A 13171-nucleotide genomic window follows, 5' to 3' on the forward strand; every position below is an offset into this window, starting at 1 on the left:
CCTAGCCCATGATCTGTTCAAGTTGTTCGATGCACGGCGCCATCGGCGCTTCTTCCTTGGTGCCCTGGCACAGGAACGCTTCGATGGGCGCGTGCAACTGCACGGCGCGGTCGGTGATCGGGTCGGCGCCGGGCACGTAGGCGCCCAGCGGGATCAGATCGCGCACGCGCGCATGGCGCGCCATCGACGCTTTCAGCGCGCGCGACGCCTGCATGTGGGTGGGCGTGATCACCTGGGCCATGCAGCGGCTGATCGAGGCGGCGATGTCGATGGCGGGGTAGTGGCCCCGCTCTGCCAGTTCGCGCGTGAGTACGATGTGGCCGTCGAGAATCGCGCGCGCCGTGTCGACCACCGGGTCCTGCTGGTCGTCGCCTTCGGCCAGCACCGTGTAGATGGCGCTCATGCTGCCTTCCGGGTGGGCGCCATTGCCGGCGCTTTCCACCAGTTGCGGCAAGTTCGAGAAGACGGACGGTGGATAGCCGCGCGTGGCCGGCGGCTCGCCCAGGGCCAGCGCCACTTCGCGTAAGGCCATCGCATAGCGCGTCAGCGAATCGACCAGCAGCAGCACGTGCTTGCCCTGGTCGCGGAAATGGGCGGCGATCGAATGGCACAGTTCGGTTGCCATGATGCGCATCAACGGCGATTCATCGGCCGGCGCGATCACCAGCACGGCTTTCTTCAAGCCTTCGGCGCCCAGCGACTTTTCGACGAATTCGCGCACTTCGCGGCCCCGCTCGCCGATCAGGCCGACGACGACGACATCGGCCACCGTCTGGCGCGTGATCAGGCCCAGCAGTACGCTCTTGCCCACGCCGGAACCGGCCATCAGGCCCACGCGCTGGCCCTTGCCCAGGGTCAGCATGCTGTTGATGGCGCGCACGCCCACGTCGAGCGGCTCGACCACCGGTTGTTTCTTCAGGGGATTGACCTTCGGCGGCGTCACTTCCAGGATGTGTTCGCCACCGAGACGGCCCAGGTCGTCGATCGGTTCGCCGAGGCCATTGACCATGCGGCCCAGCCACGACGGGCCGATTTGCAGGCTGGCCTTGTCGGGCAAGGGCAGTACGCGCGCGCCAGTGGTCAGTCCCGTCGCCTTCTTGAACGGCATCAGGTAAGACAGTTTTTCGCGAAAGCCGACGACTTGCGCATCGAGCCACTCGCCGTTCACAGTTTCAATTTGACAACGCTGGCCCGTGTGCAGGCGGCAGCCGGCGCTTTCCAGCAGCAGGCCGGAAGCGCCGACCAGGCGGCCGGTCGGTGTCGCGACCGGGATATCGCCGATCTCGAAGCTGCGCAGCGTGTCGGCGATCATGCAGGCGCGCCTTGATCCGCGTGTTCGGCGGCCAGCGCCAAGTGGCTGCTGACCTGTTCCATGCAGGCCGACAGGCGCTGATGGCAGCCCGCGTCGACTTCATTGTCGCCCGCCTTGATGCGGCATTCGCCCGCGTCGAGGCGCGCGTCGGCGATCAGGTTCCAGCGCTTGGCGCGCTTCGGATCGAGTTCGCTGATGCGTTTCAATTCTTCCGGATTGAGGAAGACGTCGATTTCCTCGCGCGTGGGCGGCATCGAGGCCAGGGTCTCGTCGACCAGGGCCAGCAATTGCACCGGCTGCAGCGCCAGTTCCGCGCGGATCACCTGGCGCGCCACCTTGGCCACCAGGTCGACCACTTCCTTGCGCTGCGCTTCGCGGTAATCGGCGCGCACTTTTTTCAGGTCGCGCAAGATGGCGTCGACGGGGCGGGCCAGGCGGTCCAGCGCCACCAGGGTTTCATTGCGGCCTTCTTCGCGGCCCTGCGCCATGCCATCGTTGCGTCCGGTGTCGTAGCCGTCTTGCTGGCCTTGCACCAGGCCCACTTCGTAGCCGTCGCGCTGGCCCTGCTCGAAGCCTTCCGAGACGGACGCTTGCCACTGGCCATCCGTGTCCTCGTTGGAGGCACGCTGGCCGGCGGCGATGAATTGCGACAGCGGCGGGAAACGATACGAGCGGAAGTGTTTCATTCGATCACCGCTTCAGCAAACAGTTGCACTTCGATCTCGCCCGCATCGGCGAGGCCCTTGACGGTGGCCATGATTTCCTGGCGCGTCTGTTCGATACGCGACAGCGGCACGGGGCCCGAGCGGCGCATCATGTCTTCGAAGCTCTGCGCCTGGCGGCGCGGCATGGTTTTCAGCACGGCGTCGCGGATCGACGGTTCCGCGCCCTTGAGTGCAATCGCCCACTGTTCCATCGGCACGTCTTCCAGGATGCGCGTGAGCGTGACATCGCTCTGCGTGGCCAGGATCAGGAAGTCGTACATGCTCAGTTCGATTTCCGAGACGACGTCCGGGTCGTGCGCGCGCAGCAGTTCGACCAGCGCGGCGCGGTTGCCCGGCATGCGGTTGAGAATCTCGGCCGCCTGGCGGATGCCTTCCACGCTGGTGCTTTGCGTGTCGAGCGTGCCCAGGCAGCGGCCCACCAGTTCGTCGAGCTCGACCAGCAGGTCGCGGTCGATCTCGTCCAGGCGTGCCAGGTTCAGCAAGACCAGGTCGCGGCCTTCGACGGGCAGGGCGTCGAGGATCTGCCCAGCCAGCGCGGGTGGCAAAAAGGCCAGGAACACGGCTTGCATCTGCACGTGCTCGTTGACGATGTATTCGGCCAGCCACTTTGGCGAGGCCCACTGCAGACGCGCCATTTTGGGGCGGATCGCATCGCCATAAATATTGTTCAGGACGCTATTCGCGATATCGCTGCCCAGCGCCATGTCCAGCGAGCGCTTCAGGTAGCTGCGCGAGGCGCCATGCACGCCACTTTGCTGGCGGTAGTCGTCGAAGAAGGTCTGCATGGCCGTTTTCACGGATTCGACCTTGATGCCGCTCATGCGCGACATCACTTGCGTGACTTCCAGCAATTCTTCACGCGACAGGCAGCGCAGCACGTTGGCGGCCTGCTCTTCGCCGATGCTCAGCAGCACGATGGCGGCCTGTTCCACGGGATTCAGACTGGCGCTTTCGTATTCGGCGCCGTCGGAGGGATTACTGTTGTTGAGTTCGGCCATTTTTCTGCATCCATTGTTTGACGACTTCGGCGACACGCTCGGGTTCTTTTTCCGCCAGCACTTTCAGGTGGTCGACCATCACGTCGACCGCCGAGCCTGGTGGCGGCAAGTCATAGTTTTCCAGCAGCGGCACGACCGGCATGCTGCCGCTGGCGGCAGCGGCGCCTTCCAGGGCCGGCAAGCCGTTCACGCCCAGGGCCGGCGCACCGGCAGCGGCCGCGCCATTGGCGGCGGCAGCGGCGTTGCTGCCGCCCAATGCCAGAGCCGGATCGAGCTGTTTCAGTGGCGGCGGCGCCAGGCGCGTGGTCAGCAGGCGCAGCAGCGGACGCAGGATCAGGAAGTAGCCGAGCACGGCGCCCAGCGCGTACAGCAGCCAGCTGCTGAAATCGACGACGGTGTCGCGCTCTTCCCACCATTGCGCCACAGGCGGCTTGGCAGGGAAGGCCAGTGCCGTCAGGCTCAGGCTGTCACCGCGCTGGGCGTTGATGCCCAGGCCGCTGGTCAGCATTTTTTCAATATTGCCCAGTTCGGCAGGGGTCCAGCCGGTTTTCGGATTCGGTGCGGCAGCGCTGTTGAGGACGACGGCGACGCTGAGTTTTTCCAGGCGGCCGCGGCTGCGCTTGATCTGCGTGATGCTGCGGTCATACGCGTACTGGCGCGTGGTGGCGTTCTTGCGGGCCGTGCCATCGTCGGACGGCTTCGGTGCGCCATCGGCGGGTGCGGCACCGGCGGCGTCGGCCGGTGCCGGCACGGCGGCCGCTGGCGGACGGTTCGACAAGCTGCCGGGAATGCCGGCCACGGTGCGGTTGCGTTCCTGTTCTTCGCGCATCGCCTCGCTCGTCACTTTCGGGGCCTCGCCGTATTTTTCCAGCGTTTCGTCCACGCGGTCGTTGTTCACGGCGGCCGTCACGCTGAGCTTGAAGTTGTCTTCGCCGATGACGGGACCCAGCAAGCCCGTGACGTTGCGGCGGATGTCATCCTGGAAGCGTTTCGCGCCTTCATTGCCGGCGGCCGACGCGTCGAAGCCATCCGTCAGGTCGACGTGCGAGGACAGCAGGTTGCCGCCCTGGTCGACCAGACTCACGCGCGTGGGCGCCAGGCTGGCGACGCTGCCGGCCACCATGTTGATGACGGCGGCGATCTGTTCCGGCGCCAGGGTGCGGCCCGTTTTCAGTGCCACGACGATGGAAGCCGACGATTTGTCGCCGTCGCTGGCGACGAACGACGTCGACTTGGCAATCGACAGATGGACGCGCGCCGAAGCGATCGCGTCCATCGTCATGATGCTTTGCGCCAGTTCGCCTTCCAGGCCGCGGCGGAAGCGCACGTCCTGCACGAATTGCGACACGCCCAGCGGGTCATTCTTGTCCATCAGCTCCAGGCCGGCCGGCAGCTGCGCCGTCACGCCTTTCGAGGCGAGCAGCATGCGCACCTTGCCCAGCATGGCGTCGGGCACCAGCACCTGGCCGCTGTCCGGATGCAAACGGTAGGGGATGTGCTCGGCATCCAGGGTGGCCATCATGTCCGTCACGGCCACTTTTTCGCGCGCGCCAAACACCGGCTTGTAGTTGGCCTGGTCGCGCCACGCGTACATGGTCACCATGGCGGTGATGCCGATGGCCAGCACGACGATGGGAACCAGGTTTTTCAGCAGGGCGGGCGGGATGGCGGGCTGGGCGCCAGGGCGCCAGCGCGCAAATGCGGACTTCATGGTGGTAATCACTTGGGGTAACTTTCGCTGGGAGGCTGGGCGTGGATCAGGACGTGAAGATTACAGAGGCAGTTTGATGAGTTCGTCGACGGCGCCCATGACCTTGTTGCGCACTTGCATCAACATGGAGAAGGACAGGCTCGCTTCCTGGCTGGCCAGCATGGCGCCGACCATGTCGTCGCTCTTGCCGCTGTCGACGTCGCTCATTTTTTGCGCGGCCAGGCGGTCGTCGCCGTTGACCTTGCCGATGGCGTCTTTCATGCTTTGCGCAAACGAGAAGCCGGATTGTTCCGGTGTGCCGAACTGGGCGGCGGGCGCGATACTGGCGCCCAGGGCGCGCGCGTCATTACTCAGTGCTGCCAGATCGGCCTTGATCAGACCTGCGAGTTCGTTGCTCATCTTGCCCTCTACTTTCAATATGCGGTGACGTATCAATCAGAAATTACTGTTTGCCATTCCGGCAGGCATTACATCCAATGCCATCTTGCCCGGCCCGATTTCAATTGGGCTCATCAGTTTTATCAGTTGCCACACCATCCGCTCAGCAGATTCAAACAAACCCGGCAGACTTGCGCCGACATGATTTACATGGCCATGACAACTAATAATTATCTGATAAAAGTTTCTTCTGGTGGCAATAAGAGGGGCTGGGAACTGCCATAAAAACCGGAATCAGGTAAGCGGAATGGCGCACTGCAAATCACTATTTTGTCGCTATAAGCTTACCTCGGGGCAACTATAAAGTAAAGAGAGAATTGCCTCAAGGAATATTGATACATGGCAATATTTGGCTTTTTCATGTATTGTTCAGCACCGTAGTCATCGAGCATGCGATACGATGCGCAATCGTTTGCTTGCAGACCTGTTTGCAAAGCCAAGATGATGCTGTATTTAATTCCGGGCGATCCGTATAATTTGTTCTGCCACCGCAATACCGACATGACCACTACATGACAATCATTACCAAGACAGATCAAACTGTGCGCCATCAAGTCCTCGATTCCTGTCTGCTTGGACGTCCTGTCCATTTGCTGCATGTATTCGGCGCCCAGCTGCGCGACGACCTGGCCGTGGCCCTGCGCCAGCCCATGAACCGTCGCTACTGGGGCAATTTCCAGATCGACGCCGTGACTTTGTCGCGCGTGGACAACGAAGACAGCGTGAACCGCTGGCTGAGTTTTTCCACGCCGGCCGGTCAGCCGGGCTTTGCGCTCGAACGGCAGATACTCTTGAGCGTGCTGAACTATCGCTACGGTAGTGCCGGCGCCAAGGGCGCGCTGCCCGATCCGGCGCAAGTGCGCGTGACGGCAACGGAAGAGCGCCTCGCTGTGGTGCTGGGACAACAGCTGGTGAACAGTTTGTTCACCCGCATCCACAAGAACCTGCAAACCCTGGGCAAGAGCAGCGACATCGACACCAGTGCCGAGGTCGCCGTGCAGTCCGGCGTGCATCCGGCGCGCGGCAGCTGGATCGTCACCGTGGCGCTCAGCGACGTCGAGGCGGGGCAGAGCGGCCAGTTCTGGTTCTCGCTGGACAAGCGCCTGATGGCCGACGTGCTGCGCGGCCTGCTGCCCGAGCGCGCGCAAGCGAAGAAAGCCTTGCGTGGCAGCGTACGCCCGCTCGCTTCGCGCCTGCAAGTAACCCTGGAAGGCCGGCTCGTCAGCAAGCAGGTACAGCTGGGCGCCTTGTTCGACCTGCGCGTGGGCGACGTGATTCCCGTCAGCCTGAGCCGTACCGACGTCATGCTTGACGACTCCCGTTTATTTACGGCGGCTGTTTCCGAACACAAGGGCAAGCTGTGTTTAACCTCATTTGAAGATGTCGAATAATATGAATATCACCGATACCAACCAGAGCGAAACCCTGCTGGAAGACCTGGGCGATGACATGATCATCGACCAGGGCGACGTCTCCGACGTGGCCAGCACCCGCGCGCGCCGCGACATTCCGCAGATGATGCGCAAAATTCCCGTCACCCTGACCCTGGAAGTGGGTTCGGCCCGTATTTCACTGGAAGAGTTGATGGCCATCGGCCCGGAAAGCGTGATCGAACTCGACATGCTGGCCGGCGAACCGCTGGTGATCAAGGTCAACGGCACACCGATCGGCCGTGCCGAAGTGGTGGTGGCCGGCGAGAACTATGGCCTGAAAGTCATCGACCTCGACGGCCTCAATCTCGACCTGATGACAGCATGAAGCTGGCGGTACCCGGCTTGAGCCGGCGCCGCGGCGCGCTGGCTGCCGCGCTGGCTGTCCCTGTCCTGACGCTGTGCTGCAGCGCGGCCGGCGCGCAGGACCTGCTCGCTGGCGTGGTGCCGGGCGCGAAGACCGACCTGTCGGTGAAGATGCAGATCCTCGTCGTCATGACCCTGCTCGGGCTGCTGCCCGTGATGGTCATGATGATGACCAGCTTTACCCGTTTCGTCATCGTGCTGTCCTTGCTGCGCCAGGCTCTGGGCCTGCAGCAGGGCTTGCCCAACCGTATCGTCACCGGCATCGCCCTGATTCTCACCTTGCTGGTCATGCGTCCCATCGGCGACCAGGTGTGGAAGGAAGCGTTCGTGCCTTATGACCGCGATCAGATCGGCATGCAGGAAGCCTTGAAAATTGCCGAAGTGCCGATTTCGCGCTTCATGCTGGCGCAGACGAGCAAGGCCGCGCTGGCGCAGATCGCGCACCTGGCCGGCGAACCGCCGAGCACGCGTCCGCAAGACCATAGTTTCACGGTCAAGCTGGCCGCGTTTGTATTGTCCGAACTCAAGACGGCGTTCCAGATCGGCTGCATGCTGTTCATCCCCTTCCTCATCATCGACCTGGTGGTGGCATCCGTGCTGATGGCCATGGGCATGATGATGCTGTCGCCGCTCGTCATCTCGCTGCCGTTCAAGCTGCTGCTGTTCGTGCTCGTCGATGGCTGGACCCTGACCGTCAACACCTTAGTTACCAGCATACAGGGCTATTGACCGATGTTTACCCCTGAAGTCGCCGTCGACCTGATCATCGAAGCATTGCATGTCGTCATGCTGCTGGTGGTGATCCTGGTCGTGCCGGGTTTGCTCATGGGCTTGCTGGTCGCGCTGGTGCAGGCGGCCACCTCGATCAATGAACAGACCATGAGTTTCCTGCCGCGCCTGCTGGTCACCCTGCTGGCCCTGATCCTGGCCGGACGCTGGATGGCCGGTTACCTGATGGATTATTGTGTGTCCATTTTTCAGCGCGCGGCCACCCTGGTCGGATAGCGCCGCGCGCCATGGATCAGATTTTCAATCAGGTGCTGCCGTTTCTGCTGGCCGTGTGGTGGCCGTTCTGCCGCATCCTGGCCATGCTCAGCGCCTCGCCCGTGATCGGCGACGCCATGGTGCCCGTTCCCGTGCGGGTGCTGCTGTCGCTGGTGCTGGCGATCCTGATGCTGCCCGTGATGCAGGCGTCTGGCGTGTCGCAGGAATTGCTGAAGATCGATCCGTTTTCCCTGCACGCCCTCGTCGCCACCCTGGAGCAGGCCATCATCGGCTTCGTCCTGGGCCTGGCTTTCCACTTCGCCATGTCCGTCATGTCGGTGCTCGGCTACCTCGTGTCGAGCCAGGTGGGCTTTTCCATGGCCGTCATGAACGACCCGCTGAACGGCACGTCGTCTGACGTGATCACGGGTTTGCTCACCATCATGTGCATGATCGTATTTTTCGCCATCGACGGCCACCTCGTGCTGACGGGCGTGATCGGCGCCAGTTTCACGGCCTGGCCCGTGGGGCAGGGCTACGGGCCGATGCTGCTGCAGACGGTGGCGTACAACGTGGCGTGGATCTTCGCCGCCGCCATGCTGCTGGCCTTGCCCATCGTCTTTTCCACCATGGTGGTGCAGCTGGGCTTTGGCTTCCTGAACCGGGTGGCGCCGTCGCTGAACCTGTTTTCGCTGGGTTTTTCCATGATCACCATGTTCGGCCTGCTGATGCTGATACAGATCGTGCGCTTTATCCCGGAGCACTATGTCGCCATGACGAACCGCGTGCTCGACATGATCGCCGAACAAATGCGGGTGGCCCATGGCGGATAGCAGCACTGGCGACAAAACAGAAAAGGCTTCAGCGCAGAAGCTGAAGAAATCGCGCCAGGAAGGGCAGGTGGTGCGTTCGCGCGACCTGTCGACGGCGCTGGGCATCCTGATCAGCATGAAGGTCTTCATTTACCTGCTGCCCGGTTATCTGCTCAGTTTTCGCGAGCTGTTCGCCATGGCCTTCATGCCGCTCGACAGCAAGGGCGCGCTGGAAAATGCCATGTCGATGGCGTTTACCACGTCGGTGGGCTTGCTGATCAAGATGATCGTGCCACTGTTCTGCGTACCGTTGTTCGTCGTGCTCGGTTCCTTGATCCCCGGTGGCTGGGTCATCAGCACGAAGAACTGGGCGCCGAAGATGGAGCGCCTGAGTCCGGCCAAGAACCTGGGCCGCCTCGTGTCGCCCAAGCACGGCTTTGAATTCGGCTTGTCGATTGCCAAGGCCGCCGTGCTGGGCATGGTGCTCGTGCACGTGAGCCGCTCCAGCCTGACGCAGTATGTGGATTTGCAGCACCGGCCCTTGCAGCAGGCCATGCTTGATGGTTCGGCGCTGATGCTCGACGGCTTGATGGCGCTCATTTCCGTCTTCGTGCTGTTTGCCATCATCGACGTGCCGGCGCAGGCATTTTTCTTTGCCCGCAACCAGCGCATGAGCAAGCAGGACGTCAAGGAAGAACATAAAAGCAGCGAGGGGCGGCCCGAAGTGCGCCAGCGCATCCGCCAGCTGCAGCAGCAGATCGGCCGGCGCAGCGTGCGCAAGACCGTGCCCGACGCCGACGTGGTGATCGTCAACCCCGAGCATTATGCCGTCGCATTGAAGTATGACCAGGACCGCGCCGAGGCGCCGTTCGTCGTTGCCAAGGGCGTCGACGAGATGGCGCTGTATATCCGGCAAGTGGCGAAGGAACACAATATCGAAACGCTGGAGTTGCCGCCGCTGGCGCGCGCCATCTACAACACCAGCCAGGTCCAGCAGCAGATTCCCGTGCAGCTGTACCAGGCCGTGTCGCAGGTGCTCAACTACATACTGCAGCTGAAAGCATTCCGTACTGGGCAGCGCGCTGCCCAGCCCCCATTTCCCACCGAGGTGGTCGTGCCATCTCATTTGAGCGAGGTAGTACCTTCATGAATTTCCTGAACCGGTTGGTTGCCGAAATGCGCCGCCACAAGTTCGCCACGCCGCTGTTCCTGCTGGTGATCCTGGCGATGATCATCTTGCCGCTGCCGCCCGTGCTGCTCGATATCTTGTTCACTTTCAATATCGTGCTGGCACTGATCGTCATCCTCGTCAGCGTGTCGGCCAAGCGGCCGCTCGATTTCTCCGTCTTCCCGACGGTGATCCTGGCCACCACCATGCTCAGGCTGACCCTGAACGTGGCGTCCACGCGCGTGGTGCTGCTGCACGGCCATACGGGCGCGGATGCGGCCGGTAAGGTGATCGAGGCCTTCGGTAACGTGGTCATTGGCGGTAACTTCGTCGTCGGTATCGTGGTCTTCGTGATCTTGATGATCATCAACTTCGCCGTCGTTACCAAGGGTGCCGAGCGCATCTCGGAAGTGTCGGCGCGCTTTACCCTCGATGCCTTGCCGGGCAAGCAGATGGCGATCGACGCCGACCTGAACGCCGGCCTGATCAACCAGGAAAAAGCCCAGATCCGCCGCAAGGACGTGGCCGCCGAAGCGGATTTCTATGGCGCCATGGACGGCGCGTCGAAGTTCGTGCGCGGCGACGCTGTCGCCAGTATTTTGATTTTGATCATCAACATGGTCGGCGGCGTGGCCATCGGCTCGCTGATGCACGACCTGTCGTTCGGCGACGCCTTCCGCCAGTACGCACTGCTGACCATCGGTGATGGCCTGGTGGCGCAGATCCCGGCGCTGCTGCTGTCGGCCGCGGCCGCCATCCTCGTGACCCGCATCAGCGATTCGGGCGATTTCGAACAGCAGGTGGCAGGCCAGGTGCTGACCTCGCCAACGGTAATCTACAGCGCGGCCGGCATGATGGTGGCGCTGGCTTTGATTCCTGGCATGCCGTGGTTCATGTTCATGACCTTTGCCGGCGTGCTGGCCTTTGTTGCCTGGCGCCTGACCAAGCGCGTGAAGGCGCCCGACGCGGCCGGTTTGGCCGCCATCGAGGCGGCCTTGCGCGACGACAAGCCGGCTGAACTGGAATGGCAGCAATTGCCCGCCGTGCAGCCGCTGATGGTGATGCTCGGTTACAAGCTGGTCGGCATGGTGGATAAAACCCAGGGCGAACCGTTGAACAAGCGCGTCAAGGGCGTGCGCCAGAGCCTGTCCGAATCGATGGGCTTGTTGCTGCCGAATATCGGCGTGCGCGACGACCTGGCCCTGAAGCCGTCGCAGTATGCGATCGTGCTGTCGGGCACCGTGGTGGCGCAGGCGGAAGTGCAGGCCGACCGCCTGATGGCGATCCCGTCGCCGAACGTGTATGGCCAGCTCGACGGCATTCCCGGTATCGAGCCGGCCTACGGCATGCCCGTCACGTGGATCGAACCGGGCGAAAAGGCGCATGCGTTGGGCCTCGGCTACCAGGTCATCGAGGCGCCCAGCGTGATCGCCACGCACTTGTCGAAGATGGTGCGCGAATACCTGCCGGAACTGTTCCGCCACGAAGATGTCTCCAACATGATGGAGCGCCTGACGGCCCTGTCGCCGAAACTGGCCGGTGCGCTGGACAAGGCGCTGACGCACACGCAGCTGCTGCGCGTGTTCCGCGTCTTGCTGGCGGAAAATGTGTCACTGAAGGATATCGTGCCCATCGCCACCACCTTGCTCGACAGTTCGGAAACGACCAAGGATCCGATTTTGCTGGCCGCTGAAGTGCGCTGCGCGCTGCGGCGCCAGATCGTCAGCGGCCTGTTCGGCCAGAAGATGGAGATGCAGGCGTTTAACCTGGGTGGCGAGCTGGAAAACATGCTGCTCGGCTCCCTGAACCAGGCGCGCCAGTCGGGCAAGGTGACCCTCGATAACTATCCGATCGACCCGCATCTGCTGTCGCAGCTGCAGGTGAACATGCCGGTGGCGCGCGAGCAGATGAAGCAGCAGGCCACGCCGCCGCTGCTGCTGGTGCTGCCGCAGATCCGTCCGCTGCTGGCCCGCTACGCGCGCCTGTTCGCGCCTGGCTTGCATGTGCTGTCGTACAACGAAATCCCGGAAAACCGCGAAGTGAGCATCATCGGCACGGTGGGGTAGTACGGTGAAATGAAAACGGCGCTTCGGGCGCCGTTTTTTTATGCCGCGTCAATCCTGCTCGTCGATGGGCGGCAGCAACTCGTGCTCCTGGCCGTCGGCCAGCAGCAGCACGGTGGCGCCTTGCGCCGACTCTTCCTCGTCGCCATAGTCGTAACCGAACGGCGCGGCCACTTCCTTCGAGACGATGATGGGCTCTTCTTCGGCTTCGGCGGCGGGTGCTGCGGGCGCATCGGGATCGGCCGCCGCTTCCGCTTCCGGCTGCGTCAGCAGCAGGGCTACCTCGGCCATGGCGCGGAACAGGGGCAGCGACAGCGAAGCGGCGCCCGCCTGCATCGGGTAGTTGCCGTGCACGCGCTGCGCATGCAGCTGGCGGTTCAGGCGGCAGCGCACCAGGCGCAGGCCCGCGCGCCGCACGGCGTCGGCGATCTCGGGCAGGGCCAGGCGCAAATGGCGCAGCGCCGCTTCCTCGTCGGCGGCCAGTTCCAGCAGCACGCCGTCGCCGGACGGTTCCATCTGGATCACCACCCGGCCGATGCCGATGATGATCAGTTCGACGCGCAACGCCACCTTGCCGCGCCGCCTTGGCGTTGTCTCTTCGTCTTCATCGCTGGCCAGCACGCGCAGCAGCAGGCGTTGGCCGCCCCAGCCATACACGGCAAAGCGCCACGCTTCGCTGTCGACCGTCAACGGTGGACGGACGCCTTCGCGCAGCAGGGCCGGCTGCTGTTCGGCCATGAACAGATTGCCCGGCACGTGCTGGCCGCGCGCCTGTTCCTGCAGGGCCGCATATTGTTCGCCATAGGTCCTGACCATCACGCGCCACGAGGCGGCCAGCTGCGCCGCGTTGGGCGGTTGCCAGATCAGCTGGCGCGTGAAGAACAGCTGGTTGACCTGCATGGCGCTGCTGTCGCGCGGCAGGGCGCCGCCCGTACCTTCGGCATTGGGCTTGATGAGGGATGCCAGGCTGTCCTGTCCCTTCTGCTGCAGCTGGGCGGGCAGGGTGCCGGCGTCGGGCGCGGGCGCCATGTAGGGGCCGATCGGCACCAGCGGCTGGACCACGCCCGGCACCATCGGCGTAGCGGGGCTGACGTCGAAGCGCTGGGTAATCAGGGGCACCGGATTGCCCGATGCAATGCGGTCTATCGCCATGCCATTGTGTCC

The 13171-nt window shown here is 63.3% G+C and carries 13 protein-coding genes; 7 read left to right on the forward strand and 6 right to left on the reverse strand.

The features are described from left to right. Position 1: 1 nt before the first annotated feature. Genes fliI through fliE form a run of 5 tightly spaced genes read right to left on the reverse strand, consistent with a single transcriptional unit; the run spans position 2 to position 5145 of the window. A complete protein-coding gene (gene fliI / locus MRBLMS1_RS13665; protein WP_128139619.1) occupies positions 2-1312 on the reverse strand; it encodes a flagellar protein export ATPase FliI in 1311 nt (436 codons plus the stop codon). Next, positions 1309-1998 carry a flagellar assembly protein FliH gene (gene fliH, locus MRBLMS1_RS13670; protein WP_034787861.1) on the reverse strand — a complete coding sequence of 230 codons (690 nt, stop codon included), beginning with the start codon at positions 1996-1998 and terminating at the stop codon, positions 1309-1311. The genes fliI and fliH overlap by 4 nt, the downstream gene beginning before the upstream one ends. Further along, positions 1995-3035: a flagellar motor switch protein FliG gene (locus MRBLMS1_RS13675; protein WP_128139617.1), complete on the reverse strand. Its 1041-nt coding sequence runs from the start codon at positions 3033-3035 to the stop codon at positions 1995-1997. The genes fliH and MRBLMS1_RS13675 overlap by 4 nt, the downstream gene beginning before the upstream one ends. Further along, the gene (gene fliF, locus MRBLMS1_RS13680; RefSeq protein WP_485879733.1) at positions 3013-4746 is read right to left on the reverse strand and encodes a flagellar basal-body MS-ring/collar protein FliF; all 1734 of its coding nucleotides are present in this window, start codon (positions 4744-4746) and stop codon (positions 3013-3015) included. The genes MRBLMS1_RS13675 and fliF overlap by 23 nt, the downstream gene beginning before the upstream one ends. Before the next feature lie 60 nt (positions 4747-4806). Next, positions 4807-5145 carry a flagellar hook-basal body complex protein FliE gene (gene fliE, locus MRBLMS1_RS13685; protein WP_139092657.1) on the reverse strand — a complete coding sequence of 113 codons (339 nt, stop codon included), beginning with the start codon at positions 5143-5145 and terminating at the stop codon, positions 4807-4809. 551 nt (positions 5146-5696) lie between these two features. On the opposite strand from fliE, the gene MRBLMS1_RS13690 reads away from it, so the two are divergent. Genes MRBLMS1_RS13690 through MRBLMS1_RS13720 form a run of 7 tightly spaced genes read left to right on the forward strand, consistent with a single transcriptional unit; the run spans position 5697 to position 12010 of the window. Next, entirely contained in the window at positions 5697-6575 is an 879-nt protein-coding gene (locus MRBLMS1_RS13690; protein ID WP_456149408.1) for a FliM/FliN family flagellar motor switch protein, read from the forward strand. 1 nt (position 6576) lies between these two features. Then, positions 6577-6942 (forward strand): FliM/FliN family flagellar motor switch protein, encoded by a 366-nt coding sequence (locus MRBLMS1_RS13695; RefSeq protein ID WP_034757866.1) that lies wholly within the window; start codon positions 6577-6579, stop codon positions 6940-6942. Further along, the gene (fliP, locus tag MRBLMS1_RS13700; RefSeq protein ID WP_485879734.1) at positions 6939-7709 is read left to right on the forward strand and encodes a flagellar type III secretion system pore protein FliP; all 771 of its coding nucleotides are present in this window, start codon (positions 6939-6941) and stop codon (positions 7707-7709) included. The genes MRBLMS1_RS13695 and fliP overlap by 4 nt, the downstream gene beginning before the upstream one ends. A 3-nt stretch (positions 7710-7712) precedes the next feature. Next, a complete protein-coding gene (locus tag MRBLMS1_RS13705) occupies positions 7713-7985 on the forward strand; it encodes a flagellar biosynthetic protein FliQ (RefSeq protein WP_034757874.1) in 273 nt (90 codons plus the stop codon). An 11-nt stretch (positions 7986-7996) separates the two neighbouring features. Beyond that, the gene (locus MRBLMS1_RS13710) at positions 7997-8797 is read left to right on the forward strand and encodes a flagellar biosynthetic protein FliR (protein ID WP_128139614.1); all 801 of its coding nucleotides are present in this window, start codon (positions 7997-7999) and stop codon (positions 8795-8797) included. After that, positions 8787-9926, forward strand: coding sequence for an EscU/YscU/HrcU family type III secretion system export apparatus switch protein (locus tag MRBLMS1_RS13715; RefSeq protein WP_128139613.1), 1140 nt, complete (start codon positions 8787-8789; stop codon positions 9924-9926). The genes MRBLMS1_RS13710 and MRBLMS1_RS13715 overlap by 11 nt, the downstream gene beginning before the upstream one ends. Then, positions 9923-12010 (forward strand): flagellar biosynthesis protein FlhA, encoded by a 2088-nt coding sequence (locus MRBLMS1_RS13720; protein ID WP_485879735.1) that lies wholly within the window; start codon positions 9923-9925, stop codon positions 12008-12010. Before MRBLMS1_RS13715 ends, MRBLMS1_RS13720 begins: the two co-directional genes overlap by 4 nt. 48 nt (positions 12011-12058) lie before the next feature. On the opposite strand, the gene MRBLMS1_RS13725 is transcribed toward MRBLMS1_RS13720, so the two are convergent. After that, on the reverse strand, positions 12059-13159 hold the full coding sequence (locus tag MRBLMS1_RS13725; protein ID WP_485879736.1) for a hypothetical protein: 1101 nt from the start codon (positions 13157-13159) through the stop codon (positions 12059-12061). Positions 13160-13171 lie beyond the last annotated feature (12 nt).

This window comes from Massilia sp. LMS1-1-1.1 (assembly GCF_040815535.1).
Taxonomy (GTDB): Bacteria; Pseudomonadota; Gammaproteobacteria; order Burkholderiales; family Burkholderiaceae_D; genus Janthinobacterium; species Janthinobacterium aestuarii.